The sequence below is a fragment of the Micromonospora sp. NBC_00821 genome, assembly GCF_036347035.1.
GTDB classification, from domain to species: domain Bacteria; phylum Actinomycetota; class Actinomycetes; order Mycobacteriales; family Micromonosporaceae; genus Micromonospora; species Micromonospora hortensis.
On record NZ_CP108880.1, the window covers coordinates 5915901 to 5934034 of the forward strand.

Below are 18134 nucleotides of genomic sequence, written 5' to 3' on the forward strand. Positions count from 1 at the left end.
GCGTGAAGATCGGCGCGGTCAGCGACCGTCGACGTCGTCCGGGTCGTCGTCATCGTCGTCGATGTCGTCCTCGCCCCAGTTGCGTCGGGCGAACGGTAGGGCCACCCAGAACGTGAGGAACCAGATTCCGGTCAGGGCGCTGAGCACGAAGGCGATCGGCCGGTCCAGCACGAAGTCGGTGATCAGCAGCACCGCGCTGACCATCGCGATCAGCATGAAGGCGAGGCCACCGGTGGCCATCCGGTGGGCGAAACGGACCAGCTCCGGCTTGCGCCCCTGCCGGAACAACGCCCTGTGGAACGCCACCGGCGAGATGATCATCGCGGTGGCGGCGGCCGCCGCGAGCAACGCCACGATGTAGACGTCGCGCTGGAACTCCGTCGTCTCGGTGAACCCGTTACTGAACGGCAGGGTGAGCAGGAAGGCGAAGAGGATCTGCACGCCGGTCTGCGCGACCCGCAACTCCTGCAGCAGGTCGGCGAAGTTGCGCTGCCAGCGCTGCTTCTCGGTCTCCTTGGACACGCGCTACCTCCGGTGAGACGCTACTGCCGGCGGTCCCAGCCGCCGGCAGCAACGCCAATGCCCCACCCGGCCGAGCGCGAAACTGGTTCACGACATCTGCCGTTCATCGCGGCGACACACGTCAGCCGCCAGCGCCGTGTCAGGACCCGCGTCGGATCCGGCCCGCGTACCGCGCTTCCAGCTCGTTGTTGTGCGCGTCGCCGTCCGGGATGTTCGCCGAGAGGTAGACCGGGGGCCGCTCCCCCGCCGCCAGCAACCGCGCCACCACCTCCACTGTCACCTGCTGCGCCAGCAGCGCCGCGGTGATCGAGGAGACCGCGCCGACCGCGCCGCCGCCGGGCAGGGGCAGCGTCGCGTCGCCGTACGGCGCGCCGTTGTCGAGCACCACGTCGGCGAGGTCGCTCAGCTTGCGCCCGGACGGGTGCCGGGAGGTCATCCGCCCGGAGTGCTGCGCCGAGGTGATCGCCACCAAGCCGTGGCCGTGTTCCTTCACGAGCGTGGCGAACTCCACCATCGCGCCGTTGACCCCGGAGTTCGAGGCGAGCACGAAGACGTCGGTGGGACGCACCGGGGCCAGCTCGTAGAGGCGGTGCGCGACGGCCGGGTCCCGTTCCAGCAGTGGGCCCAGCCGGTCGGCCGGTTCGCCGCCGAGCAGCACCAGGTCGCGTAGCGCGATCCGGTTGGTCGGCACCAGACCACCCGCCCGTCCGGCGATCTCCATGGCGAGGGCCTCCGAGTGCCCCGTGCCGAACGCGTGCACCACGCCGTCGGCTCGGACGGCCTCGGCGATCAGGTCGGCGGCCCGCCCCACCGCCTCCCGCTGGCTGGCGGCCACCCGGCCGATGGTCTCGGTCACCACTGCCAGGTAGTCCTCGGCGCTCACCGTCATACGTCCTCCGTCGTTCGATTACGGGCCAGCCAGCGAACCGCGAAGTCGACAGCCGCCCGCTGGCGCATCAACCTGCCGGACCCGGTGCCGACCGGTGCGGTGCGGACCGCCCCGGTGGCCTCCAGGTCCTCCCCCAACGCGGCGAAGTCGTCCGCGTCGAGTCGTACGTCCTGCCACCACACCCACTCCCGACCACCGTCGGCGGTACGCACTGCGGCGCCGATCCGCTCCCGGGGCGAGCCGGGGCTGCGGTACTCGGCCAGGTGCAGTGAGGTGCTCACCGAGTGGTCCACGCCGAGCAGCAACACGTCGGCGTCGAGATCGTAGAGGCGGGCCAGCGGGGAGCCCTCGCCGAGCATGTCCGCCAGGGTGTGCCCGGCCACCACCTGTTCGGCGGCCGGACCGAGCGCGGCGAACGACACGTGCGGATGGGAGCTGCGCAGCGCGCCGGGCCAGCCGCGGACCGTCTCGGCGAGCGCACCCATGTACCGGCTCGGGGTGACCGCCGGGTCGAAGCCCGGCATCTCCGAGCGGATCAGCGGCCACCAGCCCGCCGGCACCGGCGGGTTGCGCCACTGCGCGGGGTCGCTGTTGTCGGGCGTATGGGTGGGCACGACGATCGTGCCGTCCGGGCCGAGCGCGTCGCGCAGGGCGAGCACCACCGCGTGCGGGCCGCCGCTGACGAAGCCCAGCGGACGCAGCGACGCGTGCACCAGCAGCGTCGCGCCGGGGCGTACGCCCAGCACGCGCAGCTGCGCGGCGATCGAGCGTCGGCTGCCCGGCCCGCTGGCGTCCGTCGTCACGATGACTTTCCCTCGCGGACCGGCACGGCTCAGGCCGTCCCGGCGGCTCGGGCAAGGATCGCCTCGGCGAGCGGGGCCGGCGCCGCGTCCGGGATCCAGTGACTCACACCGGGCAGTTGCACGAAGCGGTAGTCGCCTGTGACGTTCTGCGCGCACGCCTCGGCGGCGGTCCGGCCGATGGCGACGTCCCGGTCACTCCAGACGTACGTGGTGGGCACCGCGACCGGACCGACGCCGGCCAGGTCGGCGCGGGACATCGCCCGGTACCAGTTCAGCGCGGCCGTGAGCGCCCCCGGCTTCCGCATCGGGTCGGCGTACCGGTTCACCCGGGCCGTGTCGCCCACCCCGCCGAGCAGCTTGCGCAACGCGGTGGCGTGCCATGCCAACAGCACCTTCTCCGCCTTGTCGGGCTTGCGGAACAGCGCGATGTACGACGAGCGGGCCTTCTGTTGGGAGTCGGTGCTCAGGGCGTGCGCCATGGCCGCCGGATGCGGTACGGAAACCGCGGTCAGCGTGTGGACCCGCTCGGGGTGCCGGGCGGCGACGGCCCAGGCCACTATCGCGCCCCAGTCGTGGCCGACCAGGTGGACGGCGTCCAGCCCGAGCGCGTCGAGCACCGCCACCACGTCGGTGACGAGTTCGGGGATCCGGTAGTCGGCCACCGCCGTGGGCCGGGCGCCGGGTGAGTATCCGCGCTGGTCCAGCGCATAGGTGCGCAGCCCACCCGCGTGCAGCGCCGGCACCACGTCGTCCCACTCGCCGCTGTGCTGAGGGAAACCGTGCAGCAGCAGGACGGGTACGCCGTCCGTCGGACCGCCGACGGTCACCTCGAACGTGAAGCCTCGCGCGTCAACCCGCATGATCAGAAGCGTACCCAGCCGGCGGTCGGCCGGTCGCTCCCGCAGGTCAGGCGGATGCCCTGCTGGGCCCGCGACACCTGTCGGTGTTAGCGTCAGCGAGACAACTTCATATCCGACAGGGGAGCGCACAGCGCTGAGAGTGCGGGCACGCCCGCAGACCCTCGAACCTGATCTGGGTAATGCCAGCGCAGGGAGTTCGGTCGACCTCCAGCCGCGCCGCAGTCCGGTGCCACCGGACGCGGCGTGCGTCTTCTCCTGGTTCGCACTCACGAACTGGGAGCAACACATGAATTCCACCACCGACACACACCGTTGGCGCACCATCGACATCGTGGTCGCCTCGGTGATCGCTGTCGCCTTCGGCGTCATCTTCTGGGCCTGGGGCCTGGTCTGGAGCGCCACCGAGGGCGCGTTCGCCTTCTTCCCGCCGGCGCAGACGCTGCTCTACGGCGTCTGGCTGATGCCGGCGGTGATCGGTGGGCTGGTCATCCGCAAGCCCGGCGCCGCGCTCTACTGCGAGACGGTGGCCGCGGTCCTGTCCGCGCTGCTGGGCAGCCAGTGGGCCGGCACGGTCATCCCGCAGGGCATCGTGCAGGGCATCGGCGCCGAGCTGGCCTTCGCCGCCTTCCGGTACCGGTCGTTCCGGCTGCCGACCGCTGTGTTCGCGGGCGCGCTGACCGGCCTCAGCGCCGCGCTGTTCGACTTCTTCGTCTGGAACGTCGACTACGCGCTGACCGACTACCGCATCCCGTACGCGCTGCTCACCATCGTCAGCGCCACAGTGATCGCCGGCCTGGGCGGCTGGCTGCTGACGAACGCCCTGGCCAACACCGGAGTCCTGGACCGTTTCCCCGCAGGCCGAAACCGAGCCCTGATCTAACCCCCCACCCAATGGCGTTGATCAAGAGGTTTGCGTCAGCGGAAGGCGACTTCCTGACGCAAACCTCTTGATCAACGGACGAGAGCGCGGACCGGAAGGGGGTTCGGTGAGCGGGGTACTGCTGCGGGGGTTCGGGTGGCGGCACGCTGGGCGGCGCGCCTGGGCCGTTCGCGGGGTTGACCTGCGGGTTGAGGCTGGGGAGCGGGTTTTGCTTCTCGGGCCCTCGGGGGCTGGGAAGAGCACCCTGCTCGCCGCGTTGGCCGGGCTGCTCCCCGAGGACTCCGGCGAGCAGGAGGGCACCGTCGAGATCGACGGGCTCGACCCACGCAAAGGGCGGGAACGGGTCGGCATCGTCTTCCAGGACCCGGAGACCCAACTGGTGATGGCGCGCTGCGGCGACGACGTCGCGTTCGGGCTGGAGAACCGGGGAGTGCCGGCCGACGAGATCTGGCCCCGCGTGGACGAGGCGCTGCACCGGGTCGGCTTCCCGTACTCCCGCGACCGCCACACGGCGGCGCTCTCCGGCGGCGAGCAGCAACGCCTCGCCCTGGCCGGCGCGCTGGCCCTGCGCCCCGCCCTGCTGCTGCTCGACGAGCCGACCGCCAACCTCGACCCGGCCGGGGCCGAGCTGGTCCGGCACGCGGTGGCCGGCGCACTGGACGCCGACACCACGCTGATCCTGGTCGAGCACCGGGTCGCCGAGGCACTGCCGCTCGTCGACCGGGTGGTCGTCCTGGAACCGGGTGGCGGCGTCCGCGCGGACGGCACACCAGAGGCGGTCTTCGCCGCCCACGGCGCCGCCCTGGCCGCCGAGGGGGTCTGGGTGCCCGGTCACCCCATCGCGCCCCGGCCGGCCACCGCCGGCCCCGGGGAGCTGTTGCTCACCGCCGACCGGCTCGGCCTGCCGCCCCGGCTGGGCTCCACCGACCTGGCGGTACGCGCCGGTGAGGCACTCGCCGTACGCGGACCGAACGGTGCCGGCAAGTCCACGCTGGCGTTGCTGCTCGGCGGTCTGCTCCGGCCGGGCAGCGGACGGGTCACGGCATCCGCCGAGTTGGCCGGCGCGGACCACCGCACTCCCCCGCACCGATGGCGGGCGCCCGCGCTGGCCCGACGGATCGGGTCGGTCTTCCAGGATCCCGAGCACCAGTTCGTCACCAGCACGGTCTTCGACGAACTGGCGCTGGGTCCGCGCCGCACCGGTCAACCCGAGGCAGCCGTCAACGAGACGGTGGCCGGGCTGCTGGACCGGCTGCGGCTGGCCCGACTCGCCGCCGCCAACCCGTACACCCTCTCCGGTGGTGAGGCGCGGCGGCTGAGTGTGGCGACCGCCCTGGCCACCGCGCCACGCCTGCTGATCTGCGACGAACCCACCTTCGGCCAGGACCGGCGGACCTGGCGGGAGCTGGTCGACCTCTTCGCCGACCTGCGCGACGCCGGTCACGGCGTGGTCACTGTCACCCACGACGCGGACTTCGTCGCCGCGCTCGCCGACCGCACCGTCACCCTGCACCGGGCCCCGGACGACCACCGATGATCAGCATCGAGCCGGTCGCCGCGCCGAACGCGCCCTTGGCCCGCCGCAACCCGGTGGCGAAGGTAGCCGCCGCGCTGGTCTTCTCGTTCACACTGCTGGCGACCCTGGACCCGGTGGCCCCGGCGATCGCCATCGCCCTCGAACTGGCCGTCCTGCCGCTGTTCGGCATCCGCTACCGGGTGCTGGCCCGACGGGCCTGGCCGCTGCTGCTCAGTGCCGCCGGCATCCTGGTCACCCTGGTGCTGTTCGCGGCCGACCGGTCCGGTCGGGTCCTGCTGGACGCGGGACCGGTGCTGGTGAGCACCGGCGTCCTGCTCACCGCGCTCGGCCTGGTGCTGCGGGTGTTCGCGGTGGCGCTGCCCGGTGTGATCGTCTTCGCGACCACCGACCCCACCGACCTGGCCGACGCGTTGGTCCAGAACGCGAAGGCGCCGGCCCGGTTCGCCATCGGGGCGCTGGCCGCGTTCCGGCTGGTGCCGCTGCTCGGCCAGGAATGGCAGATGATCAGCATGGCCCGACGCGCGCGGGGCGTCGACGCGGGACGCAACCCGGTGGCGAAGCTGCGGCTCTTCGCCTCCACCGCGTTCGCCCTGCTGGTCGGGGCGATCCGCCGTGGCACCCGGCTGGCGGTGGCGATGGACGCCCGTGGCTTCGACGCCGGAACACCCCGTACCGTCGCCCGGCGGCAGCGCTTCACGGCGGCCGACGGGCTGCTGGTCGCCGGTGCAGCGGCGCTGGCCGGGGCGGCGCTGACGGTCAGCGTGCTGCTCGGCACGTTCCGCCCGCTGCTCGGCTGAGGGCGCCGCGAACGCGACTGGAGCAGCACATGGGACACGGACCGGCTCCCCGCGATGACCACGACCAGACGGCCGCCACCGACGGACTCCCGGCGCTGGACCGCTCCGCCCCGGTCGCCGAGCACTGCCGCGCGTACGGGTCGGGCTGCTACGCCTGGGCGCTGAACCGGTGATCGTCGGGCTGAGCCTGGGCCACCGGACCGTACGGGAGGCCGAGCACTGGCTGGCCGAGCACGTACCCCCGCTCGACCTGCCCGACCTGGTGGCCTGCACCCACCTGTCCTGGGCACCGCATCCACACGTGCCCTGAGCCTGGGCAGCGACCTGTCCGACGACCGGCTGGCCGGGCTGCCGGCGAGCCCCGCCGAGCTGAGACAGGCCGCCGACCATGCGGCCATGGAGCACGCCACCCGCCGTTCGGGTCGGGCGGTGCGCTATCCCGGGGTCGACCGTCTGGTCGGGACGCTGACCGTCGCCGAGCTGCTCGACGCCAGCGCCATCCAGCGGGTGATCGTGTTGGGCGCGCCGCCGGCCGGACGGGAGACCGTGGTGCAGACCCGGGACTTCGTCCGGCCGCAGTGGCAGGCCGGCGAGCTGATGCTGATGGCCACGCCGTACCGGGCCGCCGGCATCGCCCCGTGCGAGGTGCCGGACCCGCCGCCCTGCTGCGCCGGGCAGCACTGACCGGACGTTCAGTCGAGCTGCCGGATCTCGACGTCGCGGAAGGCCACCTCGTACGGCGGCTCTGCGGGCTCGTCCCGGCCCGGGTCGCGGAAGATGCCGAGCACCACCCGGCCCGGCACCGGGGCGCCGTCCCGGGCCGCGCCGATCTCCACACCTTCCCGGAGGAACCGCAGCTGCCCGCCCCTGGCGACGATGCCCACCTGGATCGTCCGGCCCAGTGCCAGCTGCCCAGCCGGGTAGGGGAAGGTGCCCGCCGGGGTGACCGCGTTCGGGCTGTCCACTCCGTGCGCCACGAGGTGATATCCGTCCGGGCAGACCCGCAGCGCGTGCCCACCCGTCAGGTCGGTGAAGCGGAACCAGATGCCGGCGCAACTGCCGGGCCGCCGCAACGCCACGTCCACCTCGACCTGAAAGTCGGCGAAGGACTGCTGCGGCCCCAGGCAGCGGTACGGACCCTCGGACCGTTTCGTCACCACGTACGCCCCGTCGAACGCGCAGCTGACCCGGTTCTTCTCGTCGGTGCGGGTCCGCCAGTAGTTGGTGACGGTGAGCGGATCCCGGATCACCACCGACGGCAGTGCCGGCGTCGCGCCGGACGGCCCGACGGACGGCCCGACGGACGGCCCGACGGACGGCCCGACGGACGGCGTCGCGGCGAGGCCGAGCGGCTCGCCCGGGCCTCCCCGCAGCACCCCGGTCAGCACGCCGACGCCGGCCAGCGCGGCGACCAGCGCCAGGGCGGAGAGCACCGTGGCGGCGACGAACGGCCACCGCCGGGGAGTCGGCGCGGGCGGGCTCATCGCGGGCGCGGAGGTCACGGGCGGGGGCGCGGAGGCGGGTAGGGCGTCCGCCGGCCTCGCGACGGAGGTCGGCCTCGGCGTCGGGGTGGCGGACGAGACACCCCACCGGGTGGTGGCGTCGTCGTCCGCAGGCGGCGTGGCAGGGGCACCGGACGCGACCACGGACCCGTGGGTGGTGTGCCGCCGACCGGCGAGCTCGGTCTCGAGGAGGGGACGCTGGTCGGTCGCCGCCTGCGCCTGCTCGACGGCGGCGAGCAGCGCGGACCGGTCGGCCGTCACTTCGGCGGAGCCGGTCTCCGGCCGCGGAGCGACCGTCAGCAACCGGTCCAGCAACTCCCGCGCACCGGGCCGGCCCGCCGGATCCTTCGCCAGCGCCTGCTCCACCAGTGTGCGCAACGGGCCGGTCAACCCGTCCAGGCCCGGCTCCTGGGTGAGGATACGCACCGCGGTGGCCTGCGGCGTGTCCGCTGCGAACGGGGTCCGACCCGTACCGGCGAACGCGACGACCGCGCCCCAGGCAAACACGTCGGCCGCGGCGGTCAGCGTCCCACTGCCGGCCGGATCGAACCGCTCCGGCGCCATGTACGCGACCGTCCCGACCACCTGGTCGGTCCGGGTTACGGCGCTGCCCTCAACCGCCCGGGCGATGCCAAAGTCGATCACCTTCGGGCTGCCCGGCGGCAGCAGCACATTGCTCGGCTTGAGGTCGCGGTGGATCACGCCGGCACCATGGATGGCGGTCAGCGCCGTCGCCACGCCGATCGCCAGGCCGTGCAGGTTGCCAGCGGTCAGCGGCCCCCGCTCCGCCACGACGGCAGCCAGGCTCGGTCCGTCGACGTATTCGACGACGAGGTAGGGCGGCTCATGATCGGGGTCCGCGTCGAGCACCTCGGCCGTGCAGAAGGGAGGAACCTGCCGGGCCCGCTTCACCTCGCCCCGGAAGCGCCGCCGGAACTCGGCGTCGTCGGAGCGGTCGGTGCGGATCACCTTGACCGCCACCCGTCGGCCACCCGGCTGCTCCGCCAGAAAGACGGTGCCCATCCCACCTTCGCCGAGCCGGCCGAGAAGCCGGCACGTCCCGAGGTGCCGGGGATCGCCAGGGCGCAACGGCTGGAGGTCTTCGGTGGTATCGCCCGTCATCCCGTCCCACTTCCGTGCCTCACGCCCGGTCCGCGCCGGGAGCCGGCTCAGTATCGCACCCGTCCCGCTCATCCCGGGACCGCGGCGGAACCAACCACTGCCCAGCGGCGGCGTCCACCGACCTTCCACCCTGGACGGTGAGGTGCGCCCCGTCGGAGGCGGCGTCGCGGCCGGCAATCCGTAGGACCCCCGTCGGCGCCTCCCCGCCAGTGTCCACGGTCACCCCCTGCCGGACCAGCGCGCGAACCGCCGCGTTGGCCCGCCGGGCCCCGCCGCCGGAACCGACCGGCTCCACCACCAGCGGCACCCCCGCGCCCGCCGCGAGCTGGGCGGCCACCCGCAGCGCAGCCGGCCCGTCGGCGCCGCCCGCGGCGACCGCCACGGCGGGCCATGGGCGGGCCGGCAACCGGTGCGCCGTGACCCACACCGCGTCGGGCACGTCCACGTCGGCGGGCTGGGTGGACAGCACCACGGCCGGCTGCGCCGTCGCCACCTCGCCCGCCAGCTCACCTCGGGGGTCGGTCGCATACCGCACCAGCACCGGTGCGCCGAGACCCGCGCTGCGGACCGACTCGGCCAACCGGGCCAGCTCCCCCATCGCGGCGGTCATCCCCGCCAGCTCCGTGTGCAGGCCCGCACCGACCTCCACGGCGGCTACCGGGTACGGCAGCAGGCGGTTCAGCACCACCTCGGCGGGTCTTCGGGATCCGGCCAGGTCGACCGCGAGCGCGGTCAGTTCGGCCGCCCGCTCACCCTCCGGCACGACCACCAGCACCCGGTGGGTGTCGGGCCCACCGAGCGCGGCCCGCTGTGCCTGGGCGATGTCCCGGTCCACCAGGCGACGGGGATAGATCACATTGAGCAGTGGCCCGGCCATCACGGTGGTGACCAGGGCCATGACCACCATCAGCGAGAACAACTCAGGGTTGAGGATGCCGAGCTGCAGACCCACGGTGAGGATGACGATCTCGGTGAGGCCACGGGTGTTCATCAGGGCCGCGAGCGCCCCCGCCGGCCGTCGGGCGACCCGCTGCGAGCGGGCGCCGAGGTACGCGCCGACGAACTTGCCGCCGATCGCCGTGACGAGGATGAGGGCGAGGTCCACCACACCGGAGAGACCGATCCGGGACAGGTCGACCTGGAGCCCGGCGATCACGAAGAAGACCGGGAGCAGAAGCAGCACGGAGACCTGCTCCAGGCGCTCCAGGATCTCCTCCCGCAGCGCCGCACCGTCCACCCGCGGCATGATCGCGCCGAAGACGAAGGCACCGAAGATGGCGTGCAGGCCGAGCAGCTCCGTGGCGTAGCAGGACAGCAGCAGGCCGACCAGGATGACACCGAGCACGTCCGGGGTGAGTCGGCCGGCACGTGCCCGGACGACCGTCAACCGGCGCAGCATCGGCCGCACCCAGCCGAACATCACCAGCAGGTACGGTGCCACGAGCAGCACCTGCCACGGGAATCCGGCCTCCGCACCGCCCACCGCGACGACCCCGGCCAGCAGGCACCAGGCGACCACGTCGTCGACGGCGGCGCTCGCAAGCGCCAGCCCGCCCAACTCCGTCCGGACCATCCCCCGATCGGCGAGGATCCGCGCCAGCACCGGAAAGGCGGTGACCGCCATCGCGGCGCCGAGGAACAACGCGAACGGCACCACCCGGTCGACGTCGTGCCGCCCCGCCAACCACCCGGCCAGACCGACGCCGAGGCCAAGTGGCACGACGATCGATCCCAGCGAGACCGCGGCCGCCGCCCGCAGCCGGCCCCGCACCAGGGACTGGTCCAGCTCGTAGCCGATGATGAACATGAACAGCACGAGACCGACGTTCGCGAGCCCGGACAGGGCGGGCCGGATCTCGGTGGGGAACAGCCGCCCGCTCAGCTCGGCGCCGAAGATGGTCGGACCGAGCAGCACACCGGCCACGATCTCGCCCACCACCGGCGGCTGCCCGAGGCGCTTCGCCGCCGCCCCGAGCAGGCGGGCGAGCGCAATCACGACGGCCAGGGCGAGCAGGAGTTGGCCGACCGCGTGCGCGGTCACGCCTCGTTCTCCGCGGCGATCCCGTCGAGCCGGGCCGCGACCTGCGCCGCGGTGGGACGGTCGCCCGCGGGCGCCAGGCAGTCCGCCACCAGCCCGCGCAGCGCGTCCGGCAGGTCGGGGTCGACGCGGGGCGGCCGCGCGAGCACCGCCCGCAGGGCGAGCAGCGCGTTTCCCGGGGGCAACTCGCCGTGGACGCCGCTGCCGGCGAGCACCCGGTGCACGGTCGCGCCGAGGGACCAGACGTCACCGTCGGGTCCGGCGGGGTCGCCGAGGAGCACCGCCGGGTCGACGTACTCGACCGAGTCGGCCGACCCCATCCCGGTGATGGTGGCGCCCTCGGTGAAGATCTGCGAGAGGCCGAGGTCGGCCAGCCGACCGCCACCGTCGCGCAGGAGCACGTTCCCCGGCTTGATGTCGCGATGCGCGATGCCCGCAGCGTGCAGGGCCGACAGCGCCCGGGCCGCGTCGGCGAGCGCCCGCAGCGCGGTCGACCGGTCGACCGGTACGGCGGGCTGGGCTAGCGAGCCGTCCGGCAGGTATTCGGTCGAGTAGTAGAAGAAGCCGTCGTGCTGACCCGCGTCGTACAGGTCGACCAGGCACGGGGACCTGACCGCGGCGAACGCGGCGAGCTCTCGGGTCGCCCGCCGGAACGCCGTCTCCTCGGACTCGGCGTGCAGCACCTTGACGGCGACCAGGTCGGCCGGGATCGGGAGCCGGGCCGGCCGGTTCGCCAGGTAGAAGGTCCCGTGGTTACCTGAGCCGAGCGGGCGGATGAAGGTGTAGTCGGCGATGCCGCGCACGGGCTTCCTCAGGGGTTCCGGTGGGATTCGTACCGCAGCCACCGTGCGGCGAACTCGATCTGGGTGCCGGGCCGGATCACGACCGGCTCGCCGGCGGGCACCCGCCGGGTGTCGGCGTCCGCTGCCTCGCGCAGCATGGTGCCGTTGGCGGAGCCTAGGTCCACCACCGCCACCTGCCAGCCGCGCAGCTGGATCCGCAACTGCAGGCGGGAGACTCCGGAGATCTCGCCGGTGAGCCGGACCTGCCGCGCCCGCCGGGCCCGGACGTCCGGATGCTGCTCCGGACGGCGCCCGACGACATAGTCCGTGTCCAGCCGGAAGGTGACCCCATCGTCGGTGAGCAGCACGCCGAGCGGCGGCCGCGGCGCCAGCCGGGTGGCGAGCGTCTGCTGATGCATGGCGATGCCGCAGCGTTGGCAGTAGCGCAGCCCGGGGTCGTTGAAGTGGCCGTTCCGGCAGTCCACGCCCTCGACCATCGCCGGCAGCACGACCGTCGGCTCACCGGCCGTCGTCGCGACCACCTCGGTGGCGCCGGCGACGAGCAGCACCGCGGTGAACGGCACGGCCGGGTCCGGCTCCCGGCCGCTCACCCGAGCCGCCCGCCGAAGAAGCGCCAGCGCAGGAACGGCACCCGCATCGGGCCGTTGGCGACCAGCCAGACCGCCAGCCAGACCGCCGAGAAGTGCAGCAGGAACGCACCGAGCGGAGGTGGCCCGGCGAGCCCCGGCAGCGCGTGGTGGTCGAGCAGCAGCCAGATCAGCGCCGCCTCGGGCACCCCCGTGCCCAGACCGAACAGCAGCGGCCAGTCCTTCTCCCAGCGGAACTGCATGAGCAGGTGGTAGACCAGCTCCCAGCCGACGCCGAGGACGGCGACGGCGAGCAGCACCCCGAAGGTGTCCCGGTAGCCGACACCGGAGGGCAGCAGCGGGGTCACGATCGCGGTCACGAGTGAGCCGACGACCGCCAGGAGCACGAGCCGGGTCTGGATCCGTCCGGCGAGGGTGGGCACCATCGTCTCAGCCCTTCTGACCGGCAGGCCGGCCACGCATCCACCGCACCCACTCCACGGTGGAGCGCACCGGCCCGAGGCGGGCGCCGAAGCCTCGGCGCGCCAGGTCGTCGGCGATCTCCTGGGCTGCGATCTGCAACCCCAGGAAGGTGTCCACGCCGGGGAAGTAGCCGCCGAGGGTAGCCGTGCCCGAGGCGTAGAGGGCACCGTCGCCGCTCGCTGTCCCGCGTACCTCGAAGTGCCGCTCCACGTCGAGGCGGCCGACCGGGTTGCGGCCGGCGCCGCCATGTTCGAGCAGGTCCGCGATGACTCGGTGCTCGGCGATGTCGGCCTCCAAGCCGGTGCAGTCGATGACGTAGTCCGCGAGCAGCGTCCTCGTGCCGGCGTCGCCGGTGACCCGGCTGGCGATCCGGCCGTCGGCGGTCGGTTCCACCTGGTCGACCGTGCCCTGCCAGGTGCGGTACCAGCCGCCCTTCCGGCCGGCGCGCATCTGTTCCTGCCAGCGGCGGCGCTTCGGCGTGTTGGTGCCGCCCATCGCGGCGTACGCGGCGGCCCGGTCCGCGCCCTCGAGGCGGCGCATCCGGGCCTTGAGCTGGCCGCCCCACACCGACTTGGGATAGTTGAACCCCTGGTACGCCCATCCGTCGCCGCCCCGGCGGCGCAGCCACGGGTGCGGCCCGTGCGCGCCGCTGACATAGGTGCGGAACAGGTGCTCGATCTCGGTACCCAGACCGTGCCGTTCCCGGTCGTCCATCAGGCGCTGCAGCACCCGGGACGCGACGATGCCGCCGCCCCGGACCAGCACGGTGCCCGGCCGGGTCTTGAGCACCTCGTACACGTGTTCGTGCGGCTCGTAGGCGTTGACCACGTGCTCGAAATCCTGGTGGGTCTCGCGGAACTGCTGCAGGTCCGGCAGGAAACGCAGGCCGGGATAGCCGACCGCGAGGTGCACGAATCGGGACCGGTAGGCAACCCGCCGGGTCGACGAGCTGCCGGCCGGCGGAGTGAGGATGGTGAAGTAGCCGCCCCCGGCACGCCGCCGGACCATCCGCACCACGCCGTCGACCAGCATGTCCCGGTATCCGATCCGCTCCGCCTCCCGCTCCAGGCCGGCGAACACCTGCCCGGCCCGGGGCGTCCAGTAGTCGGTGAACAGCGGCTCACCCAGCACGTGCAGCAGCGGCCGAAGGCTGCGCTCCTGCCAGGCCTCCGCCACCGCGTACGACGGGAAGCCCCAGATGTTGTCGGGCCGGGAGGACGAGTCGGAGCGGATCCGCTCGTGGCGCGGAATCTGCGACACCCGGGTCAGATATTCGTACGTCTGCCAGGGATGGTCGATGTTGGACAGCACCCGGATCCGGTCGGCAGCCACTCCGGCGATGCGGAGGTAGTCCACAGTGACGAAGGAGCCGATCCCGCCGCCGACCGTCACGAACGGGACATCCACCACCGGTATGCCGGCGCCGGCCAGCATCTCATCGGTCCACACGTCGCTGGCCAGCAGTTCGGAGTTGAGATCTCCGGCCGCCTCCTGTTGTTCCACCAGACCGCTCCCCGTTCGCGCGGCACGCCCCGCCCGTGCCACGTCGGAGAGTTTCTAGCACGGCGGCCGACGCCCCGCTGCCCCGCGAATCCGGGAACGGACCCCAGCCGCGGCCGGGCCCCACTGGTTTCTCCGGTGCGCCTACGCCTACTGCTCAGCGCCGCCGGCATCCTGGTGCTGTTCGCCGCCGACCGGTCCGGCCGGGTCCTGTTGGACGCCGGGCCGGTGTTGGTGAGCACCGGCGTGCTGCTCACCGCGCTCGGCCTGGTGCTTCGGGTGTTCGCGGTGGCGCTGCCCGGTGTGATCGTCTTCGCGACCACCGACCCCACCGACCTGGCCGACGCGTTGGTCCAGAACGCGAAGGCGCCGGCCCGGTTCGCCATCGGGGCGCTGGCGGCGTTCCGGCTGGTGCCGCTGCTCGGTCAGGAATGGCAGATGATCAGCATGGCCCGCCGGGCGCGCGGGGTGGACGCCGGCCGCGATCCGGTGGCCAAGCTGCGGCTGTTCGCCTCCACCGCGTTCGCCCTGCTGGTCGGGGCGATCCGCCGGGGCACCCGGCTGGCGGTGGCGATGGACGCCCGCGAATTCGACGCCGGCACCCCGCGTACCGTCGCCCGGCGGCAGCACTTCACCCGCGCCGACGCCCTCCTCATCGCCGGGGCGTTCGTGCTGGCCGGAGCCGCCCTGACCACAAGCATCCTCCTAGGCGCCTTCCGCCCCCTGATCAGCTGACCCCGCCCACCCCCCGCTGGGCCAAGATCCACACAACATCAGGGATGTAGTGGCCTCGCTCGCCATGGAGGCCACTACATCCCTGATGTTGCTGTCACCACCCCGCGCCCAGCGCCCCCGCCCTCGCCCGCCTACGCCGATCTTGCGAATTCTGTTGTTGGTTCATCCCGATATACCGTTTATGCGAGGACAGGAAGTGCAAGATCACGGGGCGCAGCGGGGCCGGGCGGCCCGGGGCAGGGTGGGTTAGGCCGGGCGATCCGGGGCGGGGTGGGTTAGGCCGGGCGATCCGGGGCGGGGTGGGGCGCGGCGGGGCCGGGCGGCCTCGGGCGGGCGGGGCGGGGTGGGCGGCTCGATCAGCTGCGGCGGAAGGCGTAGCGGCGGGCCTGGCCGGCCTGCTGGCTGCGGCCGCCGGAGCGGTTGCCGCCACCCTGCGGTGGCCCTGCTGTCGGCGCCTTCGGTCGTGCGGCTGGCTTGGGCAGATCTCCCACCGTCGGCGCGTCGACCGCTGCCGGCACATCGACCGGCGGCGCCACCTCGCCCAGGCCAGATGCCGGCTCCACCAGCACCGCCGGCAGGGCCGGCTCGGCCGGCAGGGCCGGTTCCACCAGCACCGCCGGCAGCGCCGGCTCGGCCCGCAGCGCCGGCAGGGCCGGTTCGACAGCGGGGTCGAGGGCCGGGAGGGTGGTGGGGAGCGGGCCGTGGGCGGCCGCCGGGTCGACGCCGAGCGGCGTCGTTCTCGGGGTACGGGTCTTCTTCGGGTTACGCCTGGCAGGCATCCGGGCCTCCTTCATTGCCGACCGGCACGGCCGGTCCCGCGCTGCGGCGGTCGGTCGGATCGGCTGGTGACCGCCGTTGCGCGACGGTCGAGTGGGGAAGGGACTGCTCACCGGGGCCAGGCAGGGCCATCGCCGCCGAACGGCGGGGAGGGAATGCGGGACGCCCGGGAGCGCGCGGACCGCGACGCGGGACGGCGGGCCGGCTCGGAAGTGGGGCGTCAGTTACGCATGTTCGTACCGTAGCCACCGCCCGACCGACGCGCATCCCTTTTTACTGACAGGATCGGCACATGCTGATCGCGTTCTCGATCACCCCGCTCGGCGGCGACGACTCCGTGGGTGACCTGGTCGCCGAGGCGGTGCGGGTGGTCCGTGCGTCCGGCCTGCCCAACCGGACCGATGCCATGTTCACCACCGTCGAGGGCGAGTGGGACGAGGTGATGGCGGTGGTGAAGCAGGCGGTCGACGTGGTCGCCGCGCGGGCGCCCCGGGTGAGTGTGGTGCTCAAGGCCGACGTCCGGCCCGGGGTCACCGACGCGCTGACCGGGAAGATCGCCCGAATCGAAGCCCGTCTCGCCGAAGGCTGACGCGCGCGGCGCCGGATGACGACACGTTTCCCTGTGCGGGGCTCGCCGACCAGTGTCGATAGCCCGAGCCGCCAGCGGCGATGTCCACATCACGTGCAGTAACGGGACGTCGATCACTGGTCCGTATCGGCTCACATCACGGTAAGTTTCCAAGCGCTGATAGTGGTGTGACGAGAGGTGGCGGCACGAATGGCTGATCAGGCGAGGGCACAAATCGGTGTGACCGGGCTGGCGGTGATGGGTCGCAATGTGGCCCGCAACCTGGCCCGCAACGGCTTCACGGTGGCAGTGCACAACCGCTCGCCGGAGCGCACCCGCAGCCTGGTCGCCGAGCACGGCGACGAGGGGACGTTCCTGCCGGGCGAGACGATGGCCGATTTCGTGGCGTCACTGGAACGACCCCGCGCGGTCATCGTCATGGTGAAGGCCGGCGCGCCCACCGACGCGGTGATCGACGAGTTGGTGCCTCTGCTCGACGAGGGCGACATCATCGTCGACTGTGGCAACGCCCACTTCGCCGACACTCGTCGCCGGGAAGAGGCGCTGCGGGCGCAGGGGCTGCACTTCAGCGGCACCGGCGTCTCCGGTGGCGAGGAGGGCGCGCTGCGTGGGCCGAGCATCATGCCGGGCGGCTCCGCCGAGTCGTACGCGAAGCTCGGCCCGATGTTCGAGAAGATCGCCGCCCAGGTGGACGGCGTGCCGTGCTGCACGCACGTCGGGCCGGACGGCGCCGGGCACTTCGTCAAGATGGTGCACAACGGCATCGAGTACGCCGACATGCAGCTCATCGCCGAGGCGTACGACCTGCTCCGGGCCGGCCTGGACGCAACGCCGGCCGAGATCGCGGAGATCTTCCGAGAGTGGAACAACGGCGAGCTGGAGTCGTTCCTCATCGAGATCACCGCTGACGTGCTCGCGCACACCGACGCGGCGACCGGCCGGTCGTTCGTGGACATCGTGCAGGACCGGGCCGAGCAGAAGGGCACCGGTCGGTGGACCGTGCAGAGTGCCCTGGACCTGGGCATCCCGATCACCGGGATCGCCGAGGCGACGTTCGCCCGTTCGCTCTCCGGGCACGTCGACCAGCGTGAGGCGGCCCGCCGGGCGTTCCCCGACGCGGGTGACAAGTGGCAGGTCACCGACCGGGACACGTTCGTCGAGGACGTCCGCCGGGCGCTGCTCGCCTCCAAGATCGTCGCGTACGCGCAGGGCTTCGACCACATTCGCGCGGGCAGCCAGGAATACAACTGGGACATCGACCTTGGCGGCACCGCGACGATCTGGCGGGGCGGCTGCATCATCCGGGCCCGCTTCCTCAACCGGATCCGTGAGGCGTACGACGAGCAGCCCGACCTGCCGACGCTGCTGGTGGCGCCGTACTTCGCCGAGGCGGTCAGCGCTGGCGTGCCGAGCTGGCGACGGGTGGTGGCCGACGCGACCCGGGCCGGTGTGCCGACGCCGGCGTTCTCGTCGTCGTTGGCGTACTTCGACGCGTTGCGCGCGGAGCGGCTGCCCGCCGCGCTGATCCAGGGTCTGCGGGACAACTTCGGCGCGCACACCTACCAGCGGGTGGACCGCGAGGGCTCGTTCCACACCACCTGGGCCGCCGACCGCACCGAGTCGCCGGCGTAGCCGGGGTGGCGCCCTGCGCGCCACGGTGACCCTGCTCGATCCTTGATGTAGTGGTCTCCCCCGACGGGGAGGCCACTACATCCACGTTCGGGCGAGATC

19 protein-coding genes, 1 pseudogene and 1 riboswitch are annotated in these 18134 nt (G+C 73.0%); of the genes and pseudogenes, 9 read left to right on the forward strand and 11 right to left on the reverse strand.

The genetic code is table 11. The annotated features are described in order from the left end of the window. Positions 1-18 precede the first annotated feature (18 nt). The 4 genes from OHB44_RS26900 to OHB44_RS26915 form a co-directional block, all read right to left on the reverse strand. Positions 19-522 carry a DUF6328 family protein gene (locus OHB44_RS26900; RefSeq protein ID WP_266304692.1) on the reverse strand — a complete coding sequence of 168 codons (504 nt, stop codon included), beginning with the start codon at positions 520-522 and terminating at the stop codon, positions 19-21. A gap of 139 nt (positions 523-661) precedes the next feature. Continuing rightward, positions 662-1411: a sugar isomerase domain-containing protein gene (locus OHB44_RS26905; protein ID WP_112584644.1), complete on the reverse strand. Its 750-nt coding sequence runs from the start codon at positions 1409-1411 to the stop codon at positions 662-664. Next, positions 1408-2214, reverse strand: coding sequence for an aminoglycoside N(3)-acetyltransferase (locus OHB44_RS26910; protein WP_330438586.1), 807 nt, complete (start codon positions 2212-2214; stop codon positions 1408-1410). The genes OHB44_RS26905 and OHB44_RS26910 overlap by 4 nt, the downstream gene beginning before the upstream one ends. A gap of 29 nt (positions 2215-2243) precedes the next feature. After that, positions 2244-3074 carry an alpha/beta fold hydrolase gene (locus OHB44_RS26915; RefSeq protein ID WP_330438587.1) on the reverse strand — a complete coding sequence of 277 codons (831 nt, stop codon included), beginning with the start codon at positions 3072-3074 and terminating at the stop codon, positions 2244-2246. A 107-nt stretch (positions 3075-3181) separates the two neighbouring features. Next, positions 3182-3286, forward strand: a riboswitch (TPP riboswitch). A gap of 74 nt (positions 3287-3360) precedes the next feature. Between OHB44_RS26915 and OHB44_RS26920 the strand changes: the two genes are divergently transcribed. The 6 genes from OHB44_RS26920 to OHB44_RS26945 all read left to right on the forward strand — a co-directional run bounded on the left by OHB44_RS26920 (position 3361) and on the right by OHB44_RS26945 (position 6972). Next, positions 3361-3954, forward strand: a complete 594-nt coding sequence (locus tag OHB44_RS26920; RefSeq protein ID WP_266304688.1) for an ECF transporter S component — start codon at positions 3361-3363, stop codon at positions 3952-3954. Positions 3955-4060: 106 nt separating this feature from the next. Then, positions 4061-5491, forward strand: coding sequence for an ABC transporter ATP-binding protein (locus OHB44_RS26925; protein ID WP_330438588.1), 1431 nt, complete (start codon positions 4061-4063; stop codon positions 5489-5491). Beyond that, positions 5488-6288 carry an energy-coupling factor transporter transmembrane component T family protein gene (locus OHB44_RS26930; RefSeq protein WP_330438589.1) on the forward strand — a complete coding sequence of 267 codons (801 nt, stop codon included), beginning with the start codon at positions 5488-5490 and terminating at the stop codon, positions 6286-6288. The genes OHB44_RS26925 and OHB44_RS26930 overlap by 4 nt, the downstream gene beginning before the upstream one ends. A gap of 29 nt (positions 6289-6317) precedes the next feature. Next, positions 6318-6461 (forward strand): hypothetical protein, encoded by a 144-nt coding sequence (locus OHB44_RS26935; protein ID WP_266304685.1) that lies wholly within the window; start codon positions 6318-6320, stop codon positions 6459-6461. Then, entirely contained in the window at positions 6458-6598 is a 141-nt protein-coding gene (locus OHB44_RS26940) for a hypothetical protein (RefSeq protein WP_266304684.1), read from the forward strand. The genes OHB44_RS26935 and OHB44_RS26940 overlap by 4 nt, the downstream gene beginning before the upstream one ends. An 86-nt stretch (positions 6599-6684) precedes the next feature. Then, the gene (locus tag OHB44_RS26945; RefSeq protein WP_266304683.1) at positions 6685-6972 is read left to right on the forward strand and encodes a hypothetical protein; all 288 of its coding nucleotides are present in this window, start codon (positions 6685-6687) and stop codon (positions 6970-6972) included. 8 nt (positions 6973-6980) lie between these two features. On the opposite strand, the gene OHB44_RS26950 is transcribed toward OHB44_RS26945, so the two are convergent. The 6 genes from OHB44_RS26950 to OHB44_RS26975 form a co-directional block, all read right to left on the reverse strand. After that, positions 6981-8813: a serine/threonine-protein kinase gene (locus tag OHB44_RS26950; protein WP_330438590.1), complete on the reverse strand. Its 1833-nt coding sequence runs from the start codon at positions 8811-8813 to the stop codon at positions 6981-6983. 118 nt (positions 8814-8931) lie between these two features. After that, positions 8932-10953, reverse strand: coding sequence for a cation:proton antiporter domain-containing protein (locus OHB44_RS26955; RefSeq protein ID WP_266304681.1), 2022 nt, complete (start codon positions 10951-10953; stop codon positions 8932-8934). Then, a complete protein-coding gene (locus tag OHB44_RS26960) occupies positions 10950-11753 on the reverse strand; it encodes a protein kinase domain-containing protein (RefSeq protein ID WP_330438591.1) in 804 nt (267 codons plus the stop codon). The genes OHB44_RS26955 and OHB44_RS26960 overlap by 4 nt, the downstream gene beginning before the upstream one ends. 8 nt (positions 11754-11761) lie before the next feature. After that, positions 11762-12343, reverse strand: coding sequence for an FHA domain-containing protein (locus tag OHB44_RS26965; RefSeq protein WP_330438592.1), 582 nt, complete (start codon positions 12341-12343; stop codon positions 11762-11764). Further along, a complete protein-coding gene (locus OHB44_RS26970; protein WP_266304678.1) occupies positions 12340-12765 on the reverse strand; it encodes a hypothetical protein in 426 nt (141 codons plus the stop codon). The genes OHB44_RS26965 and OHB44_RS26970 overlap by 4 nt, the downstream gene beginning before the upstream one ends. A gap of 4 nt (positions 12766-12769) precedes the next feature. After that, positions 12770-14305: a hypothetical protein gene (locus OHB44_RS26975; RefSeq protein ID WP_330438593.1), complete on the reverse strand. Its 1536-nt coding sequence runs from the start codon at positions 14303-14305 to the stop codon at positions 12770-12772. A 114-nt stretch (positions 14306-14419) separates the two neighbouring features. Between OHB44_RS26975 and OHB44_RS26980 the strand changes: the two are divergent. Continuing rightward, positions 14420-15037, forward strand: a pseudogene (locus tag OHB44_RS26980) (energy-coupling factor transporter transmembrane component T); the annotation flags it as partial. Positions 15038-15393: 356 nt separating this feature from the next. Here OHB44_RS26980 and OHB44_RS26985 read toward each other — a convergent pair. After that, positions 15394-15816: a hypothetical protein gene (locus OHB44_RS26985; protein ID WP_330438594.1), complete on the reverse strand. Its 423-nt coding sequence runs from the start codon at positions 15814-15816 to the stop codon at positions 15394-15396. 290 nt (positions 15817-16106) lie between these two features. Here OHB44_RS26985 and OHB44_RS26990 point away from each other — a divergent pair, with 290 nt between their 5' ends. After that, entirely contained in the window at positions 16107-16403 is a 297-nt protein-coding gene (locus OHB44_RS26990) for a thiamine-binding protein (RefSeq protein WP_196919265.1), read from the forward strand. Between the two features lie 189 nt (positions 16404-16592). Then, positions 16593-18035 (forward strand): NADP-dependent phosphogluconate dehydrogenase, encoded by a 1443-nt coding sequence (gndA, locus tag OHB44_RS26995; RefSeq protein WP_330438595.1) that lies wholly within the window; start codon positions 16593-16595, stop codon positions 18033-18035. Positions 18036-18134 lie beyond the last annotated feature (99 nt).

Excerpts from the sequence above, each read along its gene's own strand:
- OHB44_RS26985 (WP_330438594.1), bottom strand. The coding sequence starts at position 15,816 with ATGCCTGCCAGGCGTAACCCGAAGAAGACCCGTACCCCGAGAACGACG.
- OHB44_RS26920 (WP_266304688.1), top strand. The coding sequence starts at position 3,361 with ATGAATTCCACCACCGACACACACCGTTGGCGCACCATCGACATCGTG.
- OHB44_RS26950 (WP_330438590.1), bottom strand. The coding sequence starts at position 8,813 with ATGGGCACCGTCTTTCTGGCGGAGCAGCCGGGTGGCCGACGGGTGGCG.
- OHB44_RS26935 (WP_266304685.1), top strand. The coding sequence starts at position 6,318 with ATGGGACACGGACCGGCTCCCCGCGATGACCACGACCAGACGGCCGCC.
- OHB44_RS26930 (WP_330438589.1), top strand. The coding sequence starts at position 5,488 with ATGATCAGCATCGAGCCGGTCGCCGCGCCGAACGCGCCCTTGGCCCGC.
- OHB44_RS26905 (WP_112584644.1), bottom strand. The coding sequence starts at position 1,411 with ATGACGGTGAGCGCCGAGGACTACCTGGCAGTGGTGACCGAGACCATC.
- gndA (WP_330438595.1), top strand. The coding sequence starts at position 16,593 with ATGGCTGATCAGGCGAGGGCACAAATCGGTGTGACCGGGCTGGCGGTG.
- OHB44_RS26970 (WP_266304678.1), bottom strand. The coding sequence starts at position 12,765 with ATGGTGCCCACCCTCGCCGGACGGATCCAGACCCGGCTCGTGCTCCTG.
- OHB44_RS26915 (WP_330438587.1), bottom strand. The coding sequence starts at position 3,074 with ATGCGGGTTGACGCGCGAGGCTTCACGTTCGAGGTGACCGTCGGCGGT.
- OHB44_RS26945 (WP_266304683.1), top strand. The coding sequence starts at position 6,685 with ATGGAGCACGCCACCCGCCGTTCGGGTCGGGCGGTGCGCTATCCCGGG.
- OHB44_RS26990 (WP_196919265.1), top strand. The coding sequence starts at position 16,107 with ATGCTGATCGCGTTCTCGATCACCCCGCTCGGCGGCGACGACTCCGTG.